Source organism: Waddliaceae bacterium (genome assembly GCA_018694295.1).
GTDB lineage: Bacteria > Chlamydiota > Chlamydiia > Chlamydiales > JABHNK01 > JABHNK01.
Window position 1 is genome coordinate 1 of sequence record JABHNK010000029.1, and the last position, 16,601, is coordinate 16,601.

15 protein-coding genes are annotated in these 16,601 nt (G+C 45.2%); 1 reads left to right on the forward strand and 14 read right to left on the reverse strand.

Annotated features, from left to right (window positions below; translation table 11 throughout):
* Positions 1–1,898 (forward strand): hypothetical protein (locus HN980_03315; GenBank protein MBT6928507.1); only part of this gene is annotated, 1,898 nt, incomplete at its 5' end.
* Between the two features lie 185 nt (positions 1,899–2,083).
* Here HN980_03315 and HN980_03320 read toward each other — a convergent pair.
* From HN980_03320 to HN980_03385, 14 genes are all read right to left on the reverse strand, one after another.
* The gene (locus HN980_03320; protein MBT6928508.1) at positions 2,084–2,278 is read right to left on the reverse strand and encodes a ferredoxin; all 195 of its coding nucleotides are present in this window, start codon (positions 2,276–2,278) and stop codon (positions 2,084–2,086) included.
* 75 nt (positions 2,279–2,353) lie between these two features.
* A complete protein-coding gene (locus HN980_03325) occupies positions 2,354–2,695 on the reverse strand; it encodes a hypothetical protein (GenBank protein ID MBT6928509.1) in 342 nt (113 codons plus the stop codon).
* A 56-nt stretch (positions 2,696–2,751) separates the two neighbouring features.
* Entirely contained in the window at positions 2,752–4,254 is a 1,503-nt protein-coding gene (locus tag HN980_03330; GenBank protein ID MBT6928510.1) for an ABC transporter permease, read from the reverse strand.
* A gap of 5 nt (positions 4,255–4,259) precedes the next feature.
* Positions 4,260–6,389, reverse strand: a complete 2,130-nt coding sequence (locus HN980_03335; protein ID MBT6928511.1) for a permease — start codon at positions 6,387–6,389, stop codon at positions 4,260–4,262.
* Positions 6,386–7,144, reverse strand: a complete 759-nt coding sequence (locus HN980_03340) for a transporter substrate-binding domain-containing protein (GenBank protein MBT6928512.1) — start codon at positions 7,142–7,144, stop codon at positions 6,386–6,388. Before HN980_03340 ends, HN980_03335 begins: the two co-directional genes overlap by 4 nt.
* Positions 7,145–7,242: 98 nt before the next feature.
* Complete coding sequence (locus tag HN980_03345; GenBank protein ID MBT6928513.1) at positions 7,243–7,989, reverse strand: phosphoesterase; 747 nt, start codon at positions 7,987–7,989, stop codon at positions 7,243–7,245.
* A gap of 10 nt (positions 7,990–7,999) precedes the next feature.
* Positions 8,000–9,004 (reverse strand): ROK family protein, encoded by a 1,005-nt coding sequence (locus tag HN980_03350; protein ID MBT6928514.1) that lies wholly within the window; start codon positions 9,002–9,004, stop codon positions 8,000–8,002.
* 15 nt (positions 9,005–9,019) lie between these two features.
* Positions 9,020–10,033: a hypothetical protein gene (locus tag HN980_03355; protein ID MBT6928515.1), complete on the reverse strand. Its 1,014-nt coding sequence runs from the start codon at positions 10,031–10,033 to the stop codon at positions 9,020–9,022.
* A gap of 44 nt (positions 10,034–10,077) precedes the next feature.
* The gene (locus HN980_03360) at positions 10,078–10,266 is read right to left on the reverse strand and encodes a hypothetical protein (GenBank protein MBT6928516.1); all 189 of its coding nucleotides are present in this window, start codon (positions 10,264–10,266) and stop codon (positions 10,078–10,080) included.
* A gap of 58 nt (positions 10,267–10,324) precedes the next feature.
* Positions 10,325–11,095, reverse strand: a complete 771-nt coding sequence (locus tag HN980_03365; protein MBT6928517.1) for a tetratricopeptide repeat protein — start codon at positions 11,093–11,095, stop codon at positions 10,325–10,327.
* Positions 11,092–12,756, reverse strand: coding sequence for a hypothetical protein (locus tag HN980_03370; protein ID MBT6928518.1), 1,665 nt, complete (start codon positions 12,754–12,756; stop codon positions 11,092–11,094). Before HN980_03370 ends, HN980_03365 begins: the two co-directional genes overlap by 4 nt.
* Positions 12,750–13,850, reverse strand: a complete 1,101-nt coding sequence (locus tag HN980_03375) for a hypothetical protein (GenBank protein MBT6928519.1) — start codon at positions 13,848–13,850, stop codon at positions 12,750–12,752. Before HN980_03375 ends, HN980_03370 begins: the two co-directional genes overlap by 7 nt.
* Positions 13,847–15,022 carry a VWA domain-containing protein gene (locus tag HN980_03380; GenBank protein ID MBT6928520.1) on the reverse strand — a complete coding sequence of 392 codons (1,176 nt, stop codon included), beginning with the start codon at positions 15,020–15,022 and terminating at the stop codon, positions 13,847–13,849. The genes HN980_03375 and HN980_03380 overlap by 4 nt, the downstream gene beginning before the upstream one ends.
* Positions 15,019–16,176 carry a VWA domain-containing protein gene (locus HN980_03385; protein MBT6928521.1) on the reverse strand — a complete coding sequence of 386 codons (1,158 nt, stop codon included), beginning with the start codon at positions 16,174–16,176 and terminating at the stop codon, positions 15,019–15,021. Before HN980_03385 ends, HN980_03380 begins: the two co-directional genes overlap by 4 nt.
* Positions 16,177–16,601: the final 425 nt, after the last annotated feature.

Consider the following 16,601-nt stretch of genomic DNA (forward strand, 5'->3'; position numbering starts at 1 on the left):
AAATAGACGTCTTGGATGATAGCATAGATGATTACGCTGCTATTTCTCGCGATATCATCGACAGAGGAACAGACAAAACAATAAAAGTTGCCGAAGATTGGTTTGATATAGCAATAGAGTTCTTAAGAGAAGAAGATGAAGATTTTGCAACATACCCGCAAATGGACGTCTTGGATGATAGCATAGACGATTACGCTGCTATTTCTCGCGGTATCATCGACAGAGGAACAGACAAAACAATAGAAGTTGCCGAAGATTGGCTCGATACAGTGGCGGAATTCTTAAGAGAAGAAGATGAAGATTTTGCGACATACCCGCAAATAGACGTCTTGGATGATAGCATAGATGATTACGCTGCTATTTCTCGCGATATCATCGACAGAGGACCTGCCAAAGCTATAGAAGCTGTCGAAGAATTCCTCGTGACCTCTAAAGAAGTTTCCGAAGAAATGCTGGAGGCCTCGGAAGAATTTATAGAAGAATTCCTCGTGACCTCAGAAGAAGTTATAGAAGAGCTCCTAGTGACTTCGGAAGAAGTTGCCGAAGATCTGCTAGAAACATCGGAAGAAGTTATCGAAGAATACCTAGTGACCTCAGAAGAAGTTATAGAAGAACTCCTAGTGACATCTAAAGAAGTTGCCGAAGATCTGCTAGAAACCTCAGAAGAAGTTATCGAAGAATTCCTCGTGACATATAAAGGAGCTCCCGAAGAATTCCTAGAGATCTCGGAAGAAGTTGCCGAAGATCTGCTGGCAACATCGGAAGAAGTAGTAGAAGAACTAAAAGACAAGGCTGAAGATTGGCTCGATACAACAGTAGAGTTCTTAAGAGAAGAAGATGAAGATTTTGCGACATATCCACCAATAGACGTCTTGGACGAAAGCATAGATGATTACGCTGCTATTTCTCGCGATATCTTCGATAACGGACCTGACAGAGCTATAGAATCCGTAGAAGAATTCCTCGTGACCTCTAAAGAAGCTGCCGAAGATCTGCTGGAGACCTCGGAAGAAGTCGTAGAAGAACTAAAAGACAAAGCTGAAGATTGGTTCGATATAGCGATAGAATTCTTAAGAGAAGAAGATGAAGATTTTGCAACATACCCGCAAACAGATGTCTTGGATGATAGCATAGACGATTACGCTGCTATTTCTCGCGATATCTTCGATAGAGCACCTGACAAAGCTATAGAAGCTGTCGAAGAAATCCTAGCGACGTCTAAAGAGGTTGCCGAAGAGCTTCTGGAGACCTCAGAAGAATTCCTAGAAACTTCAGAAGAAGTTATAGAAGAATATCTCGTGACCTCAGAAGAAGTTATCGAAGATCTCCTTGTTACCTCTAAAGAAGCTGCTGAAGATCTGCTGGATACTTCAGAAGAATTCCTAGTAACCTCTAAAAAATCCGCCGAAGAATTCCTCGTGACCCATAAAGAAGTTACAGGAGATTGGATTTCAGAGATCTCAGAAGAAGCAATGAAATGGATAGAAGATCTTGTCGCCGAAGAAGAACCTTCACTTACATCAGACGACACGGCTTCTTATGAAGAGGAATCAATAAGTATAGACGTCGACAAAACGATAAGCGATATCGAAGATCTTGATGCATATGGCGACTATGTGCCTACAACATTCGAATTTTCTAAAGATAGTATCAACGTCGGAGAAAGAGTAAGACAGTTCCAAATGCAGCTTGCAAAATGGTTCAAAAGAAACTACGCAACGACAGCACCGAAAAGAGAATATACTGCGCTTTCCAGCGACGAGCCAACACAAAACAGCCACGAAGAAAAAGCTCCCGAGCCAACACCTGATACTATACCGCAAGAAGAAGAAAGAAGCGCGGTAGAGATGCTGCTACAAAGAGAAATGTTTAAAAGAGAAGCAACGACAAACGAGTAATACTCAATGCTCAATGATCTTATACCAATTCTCGGTGAAAAGTTCAGAAATTGGACTCAAGATTTTTGTGTAGAAAGAAGTGCGGAGATCGCCGCAAGCATTTGTGTGCTAGCAAGATCGAGCGCAAAATTCTACGCAAAAAGATGAGGATGAATTTGTGAAGTTTTTATCGAGAATTGGTATTACTACGCTTCTACAGTGATGGCATTGACAGGACATTGGTTCGCTGTATCTTCGAGCTGGTCGAAGTCTATAGAAAGACATCCAGCTTCGATAACTTCAGCGATGCCGTCGTCGTTGATCTTAAAGCATTCAGGGCAAAGATTTTCGCATAAGCCGCAGCCGATGCATGTTTCTGGATTAACGGAAGCTTTTGGCATAGAAGAACTCCTTAAAAGAGGTGTTTTTAGGTAAAAATCATACTATATGACGATTGCACCACAGAATGCAAGAAATTATTCTGTAATATTGCCGGCCAAAATTCTTAAAACACGCCTTATACTAAGAGAGTTTCCACTCCTACGCGATATTGCTATGACATAACAGTCACTATAATAAGGGATATCTTTGTAAGCCTCTCTAGATTCAACACCTGAAACAACATACTTCGAGCCGAACATATCGTGTTCTTTAACGTACTTAAAAAAATCTTGGGCGACTCCTTCAGTTTTAAAGACAATTTCAGCGTATTTAGAAGGGATCTTCTTTCTCATAAGATGTCTTGGAATTATTGGAACAGGAAAAAAGACGACGTCTTCTAAATGTAAAACTATTGGTTGCAATGAAGGAGCCGTCATTCTTTAGCTTTTTCTCAATTTATTGACTTAATATTTCATTGATCATTGATCATTGATCATTGTTCTAGCGACATCCGTGGATCTAGAAGGGTATATGTTATGTCGGCAGTAAGGTACCCGAGAAGTGTCAGCGTTGAACTCATAAGCGCCGAGAACATGATGACGTTATAGTCGCGGTTTATCACGGCCTCATAGAAAAACCTTCCGAAGCCGTCGATGCCGAAGATCGTTTCTATTATCAGTGAACCGCCAAGGACGATACCAAGAGACCCCGCTACCGACGTCACGATGGTGATGGCGGCATTGCGCCCTACGTGGAAGATAAGAACATGTAGAGGGCTTAGGCCTTTGGCATGGGCAGTGCGTACATAATCTTGACGTAATACTTCAAGAACGGCAGTACGCGATAGCCGCGACTGTACAGCGAGCGTACCGTATAGCACTGCCAGCAGTGGTAGGCAGATATGCTGTAATATATCAAAAAACCTTTCGGAAGATGTGAAGGTGTTGTATATGCTGTCGGAACTGTTGAAGCCGCTGATGGGGATGGCGATGTCGGAGAAGAAAAAGGTGTTGTTAAGGGCAACCTTTTCGATGAGGAAAGGCGCGACGACGAAGATAGGAGTGGCGTATAACAGCAGGAACATGACGTTTAGGGTGATGTCCTGCCAACGATTTTGTCTTATAGACATATAGCATCCGAAAACCTGGCACAGGACAAAGGTTATAAGCATAGGAAGGATAGCAAGGGTAAGAGAGTATTTAAATCTTTTAGACACTTCACCGATGACTTTCTTGTTATTGTCATTACGAAGCGTTCCGAAATCCAGGGTCAAGACCCTGCTGAGATATCGTGCAAAACGTGTCTCTATAAATAAAATTTTTGCCTTTGAGATGTTGTCGGGTTCGAAGACATAGCTTTCTTTATTGCCTTCGTACCACAACGCCATCGTAGAGATTTTTTCGGTGATGACATCAGAAGGGTCGGCGGCGGATATCATCGCATTCCTCAAGATGTTATTGTCGACGGAGATTTTTTTGTTGTAGGCTTTTTTCTTTGCAGGAAGGCCAGGGCCGAGAAATGGTTGACGAGACCCTCCGCGGGCGAAGAACCGCGACGCTATAGATTTTGTGGCGATGTCACCATCACCTTCGATGATGTCAAGAAGATGTGGCATGACATAACGCGCCCTATCGCCGAAGGCCGTCTGTATCGCAGAGAAATCTTTTATAGACATCTCTTCAGCGTCGTCGGGGCTTTCTTTCTTGGTGATAAGCTGGACGATGACACGCGACACATCTTCTTTCGGCGTCGAAGACCAGCGGTTGAAAATTATAGGTAGTGTAAGACCATAATGTTCGCGGAAATGTAGGTATCGTTCGTCGCTGCCGAAGGCATCGCTAGCGCTTTCTTTTCTGCTGGCGTTTCCACTGTCGGAGATCTCTGTGACGGAAACAGGGTCGCCGGGAGCGAGGTTTATTATGACAAAATTTACTATTATGATGCATAGCAACGTCAGCGGGAGAAGCAAAAGTCTTCTTGTTATATAGCTTGCCATGGTAGCTATTCCTTAATCCAGAAGATACTACTGTCGGGCTCGGAAGTCGTCGCGCCAGGGATGATATCTTGGCGTTCTTTTGGGATGAAGACATTCTGAACATATTCTCGATACAGCAGCGCTCTCTTAGGAGTATATAAGAAGATGTATGGTGCTTCGTCGTGGAGGATTTTGTGAAAACGGTGATATAAAGATAGGCGACGCTCGCCATCGTATTCGTATTCTAAAGCTTCGATGATGCTGTCGGCTTCGGCATTGACAAAACCGATAGCGTTAGAAGAGCCTTTTTCTTTGGCGCCGGAAGAGTGCCACAGCTGTCGAGGTTTTTCGGGGGGAGTGCCAAGTTGCCATCCGAAGTATATGGCATCGAAGGATTTGGCCTCGAAGTCAGCAGAGAGATCATTGATGTCTACACCGTTGAGACGGCAGTCTACGCCGATTTCCTTAAGGGCGGTAGCAATGTATTCGCAGTTGGATTTAGTGGTAGGGTTCTTGACATAATATGTTAGGGAGAAAGAAAAAGGAACGCTCTTACCGTCGATGATCTTGTCGCGGATGCCGTCTTCGTTGGAATCGTACCACCCATCTTCTTCGAGGAGACGCCGGGCTTCGTAAGGGTCGAAAGGCCACGGCGGTATCGATGTGTCGTACGATGGAGAATTATAGAAGAAAGACCCTGTTATTTCAATGCCCATATCATTGAGGTTTTGCTTGATAATGCGTCTGCGGTCGATGGCATATGCCATAGCTTGACGTACCTTCTTGCTAGAGAAAAATGGCGTCGCATGGTTCCATCCTACATAGTTGTATGCACGATAGAGGTAGTCGAGGCGTCCTATGCCATTGTTGTTGGAAGCCTGCAAAAGATAGTCGTCGTCGTTGAGGAAGTTTTTTAGCTCGACAAGCTGTTCTGGACTGAGTTCATAGGTGTCGATGTTTCCGACTTTAAATTCTTGCCATATGGCATTGGGAGACTCTTTGAAGTTGACCTCTAAAGCTTCGGATAGAGCAGCATAGCGATTGTGATAGTCGCGGTTGCGTACGAAGCGTATCATATTGTCGGTCATACCGTCAAAAATCCAAGGACCACAGCTTACTATGATATTCTTCGCCCAGTGTTCTGCGAAATTATTGGCCCATACCGAGTCGATACGATAGGTGTCAAGGGCGCTGTCATCTTCGACGATCTTCGTTCCGTCGGAGAAATATTGATAAACAAAACGTGGTAATGGCTGAAGACCGCCGGTAAGACTCCTAGCAATATATTTTATCTTGGAAACTTTTTCGCCAGTAGCGGCGTCTTCAACGATTGAAGACTTCCACCGTGCGACGAAGGTGTAGTCGTCTATGACCTTAAGATCTTCAAGGTCTTGGAAGAAGGTTCTTTTAGCAGAAGCGCCACCTATAGTAAGGTGTGGGTTCATCATGGCGTCGAAGAAGAACTTAAAATCATAGGCAGTGACGTTATGTTTCTTGAGAAAATGTTCGGCAAGGACAACGTCTTCGGGGAAATGCTCTTGCTGGAGAGGCTCCCAGTATACGTCATGACGTAGGTGTACCCAAAATTCAGGGATGCCAGTGTCGGCATCTATACGTTCCTCGATTTTATAGGCCATATTGGGTGAGAGGGTCTCGTATTTTCCGAACTCGAGGTCTGCGACGGAGATAGAACATAGGCTGATGAAGCCAGCAATCGTTGAGAAGTTGCTGAAAGGGTGGAGGTTGTCGGGCTTGCCGACCATAGCATTGTGGCGTGTTCCGCTAGGAACAAAATCTTCGCCGAGGATCTCTGGTAGTGTAGTAGAATAAAAAACGTCTTCGTTGAGGATGTTAGGAATGGTGTCGTCGACATAAGAGCTTTTATAATCGAGATCATAGCCTTCTGAGGTGTCGTAAGAGACTTCATTAATGAGGCTTTGATTTTTGAGAATTATACGGAGGACGTCTTCTTTGATGTCCTCGGTTTCGAGACGCGTAGAAACTATTTCATCTTTAAGCTGGCTGATGTCATTGCGGAGTTTCTTGACGTCGCTCTCAAGCAATGACGAAGACCAATACAGCATCGCCATAAAAGCAAGAAGCCCTAAACTTATTACGAAGCGGAAGATATATAGCACGATAGGTTCTTTTTTCATGAGTTTTGAAAGCCCCATTTGTTTATAAGGAAATCTAAGGTGCCATCATCTATGACGGTTTCTAGTCCGCTATTGAAATGTTCCGAAAGGATTTTCCCTTCGGCGTCTTTTGGCGTTACAAGCCTTAGGGCGTCGTTGGTCAATGGCGACGAAGCGACCTTTAGAATTTTTGCATACGCATTCTTGCAATAAGAACGCCCCGAGACGATACCCATGATTACGGCGTCGACTTCATTGTTGACGAGCTTGTCGAGTGCTATGATATTATTTTCGTAGGACTCTATAAAAATTTCAGGGTGCTTTTTTAGGAGATATATGTTCTCAGAACCATTGAGGATGCCGAGCTTTTTTCCGGAGAGATCGTCAAGCGATGATATGTCTGAGTCTTCGTGGACGATGATGACGGGTCCCAAAGAAAAATAATGTTCGGAAAAATGGTATAGAGCTTTTTGTGAGGCGCGAGGATGGCGAGGTGAAAGAACACCATCATACGAGTCCTTCTCAAGGCCGTAGAAAAGCTGCTCTGTCGAAGCCTGCGATAGCTTAAAAACGATGTTTTCTTCTTTGGCGATAGCACGGAGAAGGTCGTCGGAAAAAGCACGGAGGTGTGCATTCTTGCCCATAAGAGGAAGGTTGCCCCACGAGGGGTCGCGGGCGATCCTGAAAGTTTTGTTCTCCATTTCTTTATCTTCGCCAGAAGAACATCCGACAAAGAAAAGACATATAAAACCCAACAAAAATAATATCGACCTCATAATCTACACCGTAATGATACTAAAAATATTTTTTCAGTGTAGCAAATCAATGATCAATGATCAATGATCAATTATCAATAAAAAGCTTATCTTATGCGTTATACAACTTTTGTTGGAGTGAAATCTAGGTGGTCGCACGAGGTGAAGATATATTGTATCTCGTTTTTCGTGCCGAATAAGGGCTTTTCAGTAGAGACATTATGGAGGTGCCCGAAGATGCATATGTCGACGTTGTATTTCTCGAGAAGACGCGAAACGGAAGAATCTTGAAGATCAGGGCCGATAGGGGGGAAGTGTGTTATTACGATACGCTGCTTCGCCGCAGGGTTCATAGCTTTAAGGCCAAGCTCTAGGCGGTGAAGCTCACGGGAAAAGATCTTTTCTTGCTGTTCTTTGTCGGAAGGAGACGTTCCGATGTTTATGCCCTCAGTCTCGACGAAGGAAATACAGTCGTTGAAAGAAAACTCCGTAGTGTCCCACAGCCGCGTTCCTGTTATTGAGACATCACCCCAGTCGAAAGCATTGTTTTGTATAGGATGTATCGATTTCGGCAACACTGCTTTCATCTTCTTCATAGAAGACCACCAGTAGTCGTGGTTTCCGCGGACGATGACTTTCGTGCCGGGAAGTCCACCGACCCACGAAAGGTCGGCGGCGGCAGCATCGAGGGTCATCGCCCAGGAGATGTCTCCGGCGATGAGGACGAGGTCGTCATTGCCGATGTTCTTACGCCACCGTTCCTGGATTTTGTCGGTATAGTTTTCCCAGGGGCCACCGAAGACGTCCATCTTTTTGTCGGCGTCTTCGAAGGCAAGGTGCAGATCTGATAGTGCCCATATTGTCATAATAATTCTCCTATGTTTTTGACGAAAGGACCCCTGCGCCGATGATACCGTCGTAGCCGTCGTCGTAGCCCAAGGCTACAAGCTTGTCTATCCCTACATTTTTAATCTCTTCGACGAAAAGCGATCGGTACCGTTCTCCGCCATTGATTGCGAGACCACCCATTAAGACGATGACGTCGGGGTCGTTGGCGACGATGATATTTTTGAGGGTCTTGGCGAGGATATGTATAGAGGTTTTGATGACAGCTATAGCGAAAGCATCTTCATCGTCGACGTATTGCAGCAGCTTCTGAGGAAAAGTTTCTGCTTTCTTGGTCGTTATGTTTTTGTTAAGGGCGGAAAGTATAAAAAGTTCTCTGTATTTTTCATCTTCAGCCATAGCTTCGGCGAGTTTGACGATGCCGTTGCCAGAGCAGTACCTTTCCAGTACGCCCGACAGCGGTTTATCGTCGAAGAAAACTTTTTCGGTGGTGAACGTTAGCAGTCCTATCTCTTCGAAACTTTCTGCTGCCTCGAGGGATATTTCTTTATGTTTTGTGTCGTAGACCTTAGCGCCGATGCCACTACTTATCGTCATAGACATTATTTTGTGATGCGAAGAAAATCGTGGGTCTTTGCCGTAGCGTGCTGCTGCGGCAGTCATATCGTTGATGACGGTGACGTCACACTTCCACGTTTCGGAAAGCGTCGACGTTGGCAGCTCACAGTCTTCGTCGCCCCAGATGTTGTGAGAATATATTATCGTGCCATCATCAGTGACGGGGCCCGCCATCGCTAACATTATCTTCGAGAAATTATGGCGTTGCCTGTATCCGGCGACCTTTTCGGCGAGGTCTGCTATCCACACCTTCTGGACGTCGCTGACAGAAGCCCCACGAAGCTTTTTGTCTTTGTAGTTTTTTGTCGGGAACGAAGAGATATCGTGAAGCTCCTCGCCGTCCCATATTGCCATCCGCGTCGTTGTGCCGCCGCTGTCGATGACGAGGATTTTGTTGTTGTCGTGATTTTGTGCCATAGCAAAATACTATCTTTATGATTTTGATTCTTCGGGAGAAAAGAAAAGAGGGAAGTCTAGAAGGTTGACGAGAGCATGTTTTGCAGGGTCTTCTTGGTCGAACGCTGCGGCGATATCACCAAGGCGCTGGTCGAGGATCGTCTGTATCGCTCGTTCGTGTTCGTCGCTGTCTAGGTAGCTGAAATATTCTATGCAGATCTCAAGGAGTTCGCGGAAATCATCTTCGGTGTTAAGAAGGCACAATGTTTTCTTTGCTATAGGGACAAAGAGCTTGTGGGTGCCGTCCTGGACGAGGAAAGACAAGACGTCGAAGCAGAATTCTAAGTTTAAAGACGTCTTCGATGTTTTAGCGAAGAGAGAGCTTATTATCTCGGCGGATTCATCGAAATCATAGCGAGCAACAAGGCGCGCCTGAAGGAAGGTGAACCATTTTGCGTCAGAGATGTATTCTGTGAAGCCCTCGACAAGCTCAGAAGCATAAGAGGTGTTGTTATTGTCAAGCTCTTCGGAGATGAAGTCGTAAAGAAAGCTTTCGATGTCATTGGCGCAGTTGGCGGTGAGAGCGGTGAAGATCTCGGAAGGTTTCCCACCTTCGTCGATGTTCTCGTCAAGGATGATCTGTAGGTTCGCGATGAGGTCTTCGAGATGTTCGGTGTTTTCTACATCTCCGCGGTCGTAGCTGTTGATGCTGTGGTCAAGCTCGTCGCAGAAGACAGAAAACGAAAGCTTCTCGGGGATGAAACGACGCCATAACTCGAAGACAAGAAGATATATCTGATCTTGTATGACGATCTCTTCCGTGGTGTCGATAAAAATATCAGCGAGGTCTTCGGGGGTGTCATATTTATTTGAGAGTACAAGGAAATTATCAATCTCTAGGGCGATATCAAGATTGTCGAGACGTAATAATATCTCTTCGGTGTCGAGAGCTCTATAGTCTTCGACCTGCCACTTTTCGACGTCGAGAGTATCGTCGCGAAAGTAATTCATTAGTAATAGATTGTATAGCGCCCGACGTTCCATTTCCATAGAACATAACCTCACAGATTGTTTTACTTTTTATCGTATGCTTTTTATCGCAGCCTATTCAATTTTTCGTTCATAATAGTTTTTACTTCGCAGATTTTTTTTTCTAGGCTTGATATTTTAAAGGAGACATCATCGTAATGATCTATGATAGAACGAAAAGAAGCACCATGAGTATTCCGTGGATCCTCAAGGCTTTTGACATTAGATTCGTTATTATATGCTTTTTCGTTCATACTATGGAGAATGTGTTTTGTGTTACCATCATATGTAGCGTAAACGATGATATTAAAGCTACATTATTTCTACTAACTCTATAGATATATACCCTATATCGCCCGAAGGCGTCGCAATTTTTATCCACGGAGCTTTGTCAGTGGCGTCGAGGATCTTGACGGTGATGCCGGCAAGGAGAGGCTTAGCAGTGACGCTTTTGTAGTGGTCTCCGGCGTCACAGCGCAGCACTGTAGGATCTATAACGATACCTCGTGAGTGTGCAGTGGTGATGCTTGTCATTGCGCTTAAGAATAATATGGCGGCTAGAGCCGTAAACCATAGAGCTATAAGTTTTATTCGTCGCCGTCGCTGCCATAAGAATAAAGACCACAATGCCGTAGCGGCAACGGTGAAGATTGTGAAAAGCACAGACCTTTCTTTGAAAGAAAAGACTTTATGGAAGAATAATAGCGTAGTAGTAATATATCGCGGATTTTCGGGGGCGACGCCAGCTTTTTTCAGCGATAAAGCAAGATGATGCCGTATCTTTTTCTCGCGAGGAAGAAGTTTTAAGGCTTTGTTATAATAGACGATAGCGTGTGGGTATTCGCCAAGATGAAAATAGCAGTTGCCAATGTTGTAATATAGCTTTCCATATGACGGATATTTTTTTTCTGCTTCGGAGTATAGAAGAAGAGCTTCGTTGAAAGCAGCAGAACGGTCAGCAAAGGTTTCGGCGCGCTCGCCGGCAGTATAGCTTTCGTATGCTGTAGCAAGGATGTCGTCAGAAGCATCGACGAAAGAATGTATTAGCATCGCAGATATTATTAGCAAAAAGATTTTTTTCATATGGAGTCCTCAAAGAATATATGGCGTGCCTGTTTTATTACGTCGTTGATATCAACACCTTCTTTTTTTAGGAAACGACGCTCGTCGATCCCCTCGAAGAAAAGACGCACTGCACCACAGCGCCCTTCGCGAGGAAGATGGGAAAATGTTCCGCCATCGATATGATGTCCTTGTTCTTGGAGGCGTAGAATAAAAGCTTTCTCCAGAGCAGCGAAGAACTTCTGCTCCTCGTTTTTTACGGCGAGGGCATGATAAAAAAGCTCTGTACTGCCGATGCCTTGACTTTTTTTCTTCTTCATAATATTCCGCATAACAGCCTGAAAAATTATCACGATAAAAGCAAAAGGAGCAAGCCATAGGATGCTATTATTTTCGAATGGCGATGACGATAGCTGTTTGTCAGAAAGAATTTCATTGCCGGCAAGGACGATAAGTCCTGGAGTGTAGATGTCGTCATCATCGTCGATGATCGCTGTAGCGATGTCGGAAGATATAGATATAGGAAGCACCGTTATAGGAAGAAGCCCGAGAGTTTGTGTGATATAACGTTCTTTTGTCGGAGAGAACGACGAAATTTCAATAGAAGGGATAAAGGAAACGTCGGAAGATAAAGGACGTAGCTCTATCTTGAAGGTTTTTTTGTTGCCTTCGGTTTTTATGTCAGGAGGGAGGTCGCTGATACGGAAAGCTCTCTGGAATTCCGGAAGCTGCCGTATTTCAGGAAACTGTACCGTCGAAAGAGGGCCGTCACCGACGAACGACACCTCAACGACGATCTTGTCGCCGACGTGAACTTCCTCGGGAGTAACCATCGTTATCGTCGCTGTATATTCGCCGATAGCACCAGAGAATGACGGCGGGCGCCCTTTTTCTGGGAAGTCTGCCACCGTTATCGTCATGGCCGGCGTAGCGGCACGAAGAGGGGCGCCGAGGTATGTCTTCCTGCCAAAGAAATCCTGCCGGTATGACTTTCCTTCTATAACAGAAGGTTCGAAGGCATGCTCTCCGGGTTTTGTTGCTTCGACGTCTTGGAGGATCTCTTTGACGTTGTATCCTCCGTTGGAGTATGCCCTGATGCGATGAGCCCCTGTATTGCGGAAGCCTTCGGCGTCGAGAAAGGGAAGGTACTCATAAGTGATCTCTACGGGGTCTTTAGAGAAGATCCTATAGACGAAAGTAGCGCTCTGTCCAGGATATAGACGCTCAGGGCCTTCGAGCGATGCTTGTAAGCGGAAAGATTCGTCGCTGGCAACGTCGGCAATGACATAACTTATCGCCGAAGATCGGTGTTTTTCACCGCCGATGACGACAGATATCGGCATAAGAGTATGAGCGCCGATATCCTGCGGCGGAATGAAAAAACGGTATCTTGAATTCGTTGTATTCGACTCGCTGCGCTTGCCATTGATGATAGAGACAGAAGATTGATACGAGTCATTGAGGAATTCGACAGTAAGAGGCTTGCCTTCGAGGAAGAAGGTGCCGATATCAATTTCTTCTTCGCCGTCGTGAGAGATATTTATCATCCCTTCGATAGGCCTGTCTACCGTAGAGGATTCGTCATTAATACGTACTGTAACAGTGACGTCGGCATATACGGAAAAAAAGAAAAATATATACAACGGCAAAAGAAATGCCAGAGGTCTTCGTAGCATTACCATGGGTGCTGTCCTTGTTTTATCGGCTTTTTATTGGTTTCATGGATAGTGTCTTCTTGGTCCATTTGCTTCAAAAGAAACATGACGTCGTTGAAACTGTTTTCTTCAGCAGGGCTTATGTTTTCAGCGTCTTGTTCATCGCCACCATCATTATCAACGAGATCGTCGAGATTATCATTGCCATTATCATTATCCTGATTTTCATCACTATTGTCAGCATCGCTGTTATTTTCTTGCTGTTTCTTAAGAAGGTCGTAAGCGGCAATAAGCTCTTCGGTGCTTTCTCCTATAGTGTCGATATCAAAAAGGTCTAGCGCCGAAGAGTAATGATGTTGAGCTTCACGAAAAGAAGCCTCTTCATCGGCGGGTATTTTATCATCAAGAGCATCCCAAACTTTTCTCCACGGCAATGTTTCTTTACCAAGGCCTTCGAGATGGTGTTTTTTTGTGGTTTTGTTGGCGTCGGCGTTGTCAAGCGTTATAGTTTCTTTTATTAGACTCTCGAGATGTTCTGCTATGGTGTTGCAGCCCTCTTCGAAAGACAAAGACGACAGCCATTGTTCATAATTCTGCTGCGATAATTTCGATAATAGATTTTGTAGGAGATTTTTCGTGTCTTCGAAATTTTTAGGAGACACTGCAGAGTCTTCGCCGTAGAGCTCGGCGGCGATAATGTATTTCTTTTGTGCCTCTGCTATTGTGGCAACGCCTTCTGTGGCAAGCGCTATAGCTCGAGAGATGTCTTCGTCGGAGAGGCTTTGTGCATACCCTAGAAGAGCAGAAGCTTTGGTGTATAGAGTATATGCTGAAACATGCGGAGGGATATCGACGATGTCTAGCGCGCGCGAGCAATATGAAAGGGCATCTTCCCAATGTTTTTCGGCGACGAAGATCTCTGCGATGTTGGTGATAACGACGCTGCGCTCTATAGGAGATAAATTATTGTCGAGAGCACGATTATACTCTTCTATAGCACGAAACGGCTGCCCTACATGATACAACGCCTCAGCCTCTTTGATGATGTCGTCGCTGCCATGGGAGTATAACGCGGAAGAAAAGGCAAAGAAAAATATTATGACAAAAACTTTGTTTTTCATAACACCCTCCTTTTTCTGTGTATCGCTGTTGCAAAGAGATAGTATGTCAATGCCACTATAGCAAAAGCTAGAGGTGTCTGGTAATATAGGTCATAGTATATTTCAGCATTCTTTTCTACAGACCGCATGACAGCATTGGTGACGGCATAGGAAGACTCTTCTTCGATGTAAGGGCTATCGTTTTCTATTGTACCAATAATGTCTTCTGCGATGATAAGCGGTGAAGCATCATTGGCGAAATAGTAGCGACCACGGCCTTCATCGCTGAGAGCACGAAGAAGACCTTCGTCGAGAGAGGAGCGTACAGTGTTGCCGTCGAGAGTGATGTCAGGGATGATATCACCGCTATGGCTTCCGACGCCTATGCAGAAAGTTCTAAGATTCAAATCCTCGGCACCACGGAGACACTGCGTTATTGCCAGCATCTCAGTTTTTCTGGCGCTGCCGGATAAACCTTCTAGACGAGTGTCGCCACCATCGGTGACGATAATTAGAGTGCGCGCCTTATCGACACCACGCTGTAGGTGCTTTTCTTTTACGGTGTCGAGAGCTTCCAAGATGTCAGTGCCGGCGACGTCGCCTTCGTTGATAGAAGCCTTTTTGAGCATAAGCCTGAAGAAAAGCGTGTCCACCGTAGGAGGCACTAACGTGGTGACTTCCGAGGTGAAAGCATAAAGCGATACTGACTGCCCACGTAACATCGTGCAGCATTCGTCGATGATATCTTTTGCATAGTCAAGACGCGATGTTCCTGTTCTCATATCAGCAACAGACATAGACGCCGACGCATCTAATAAGAAGATAACATCGTGGGCTTTGCGACGACGCGATATGGTAACGCTTACATCATCGTCAACATCCTCGAAGGAGGCCTCTGCAATAATATTGACATCGTCATCATCGGCGTTGAGATATTGGATATTTCCACGAGGGTCCATAAAAGCCAGCACAGCAGAAACCCATACGACACACAGCGCTATAGCACGAAACAGTCGAAGCCTTCGCTCAGGAAGGACCGCGATCTTTTTTAGAGAATCCTTGTCGGCAAAAGCTTTTAGATCTCGCTCTCTGCAATAATATTCATATACGATAACAGCAGCGATGGGAGCCAAAAGCAGCATAAAATACGATCCTTTAGGGACGCCGTAGACGATAGCATCGAAAAACATCATAGTGTCCTCCTGAAGAATAAAGCCTCCGAAAACACAGCGAACAATAACATCACAAGACCAGCGCCAATAAGACCATGATAATATGATTTGTGGCGGCGTGGGGCCTCGTCTTTAACGACGACGTCTTCATGGATGGCGATGACGGTATCTTCTCCGCCGGGAAGCTCTGACGTTTCAAGGGCGTCGATCTCAGAATATATATTCTGGAGGCTCTCAATGTTATCGGCGATGAAAAGCTTGCCGCCAGTAGCTTCAGCGGCATCATGCAACGCTTTGCGCTGTAAAGAATAACGAGGATGGCGGATTATTGGCTCTATGTCGATGATATAGGTCTTTATGTCATTGTCACCAGCATACTGCGCAGCAGCAGATAAAGACATCTCACGAAGAGGATGCCCAGCATCGAGAGGGCTGGGATGCTGAATGCCGTCAGTGACGACGACGATGACGGTGTTTTTTATGTCGTAAGAAGGGGAGTCGTCACCGATAAGGTCTCGAGAGAAATGCTTGGTAGCAGCAATAAGGTTCGCCGTCTTGAAGATAGCATAGCCTATGGCAGTGCCGTCTTCGTCGCGGTATTGTACGACATCAAGATCATCGAGATTATCAAGGATGGCACCATGGTCGAGAGTAAGAGGTGCTACGACGGTAGCAACGCGTGCGAAGCGTATTATCCCTATCATATCATTGCCATGGCCAGGAAGGCCAGAAGCCCTGTCTCCGGCGATAAACTTCTTTGTAGTGTCTTTTAGCGCAGCGATACGAGAGATGTTGCCATTGGAGCTAGAAAGCTTTTCTAGCATGGAACTCGAGCAGTCAAGGACAAGATATAAAGCAATGCCTTCGGTGGGAAGCGGCTCTATATCATAACGCTCGTCGTCGAAGCCGTCGACAATATCATTAGAACCATTACCGACAAGATGTGGATCGATGAAGGCAATGACAAAAAACGCCAAGGCGACAAAATAACAAAGCCTAGGGATGAATATAAGCCGTTCTTTAACACTGCTTGGAATGTTGGTAAGAACGTCGAGACTAGAATATGCGATATGATGGTTTTCACGGCGACAACGAAATACGTATAGCACGACACCAACGCCAACAAAAAAAATAAGGGCGATGAAAATAGCAACAATATCAAAAAGTAAAGTCATACTGAACCTGAACAATATTTATTAACTGATTTTACGTGATATCCAGAATTTTTCACCACAACGAAGCGCATATTCATTTATCAATTTATAATTGATGTTACGCGCTACCGATTTTTTCACCACAGAGCACACAGAGAGCGCCCACCGCGCAGAGCGCGCGCAGCGGACGCACAGCTGTCGCCATTGTCGTTGATTGTGCTTCCTTTCTTTGTTTTTCCTATAGCAAACGTAAAGATATAATCTTACTCTTACGACAACGGCGAGAGGGGGCACTGCCGTGCCCGGGTTTATTCAATGTTCAATGAAAAAGGGGGTCTGGGGGAGAATCCCCCAGCCATGTTCTTTTTCCTCTCTGTGTTCTCTGTGACTCTGTGGTGAAAAATCCTATTCCGAAATTCCTTCTTAATAATGGCTATCGCGTAAGG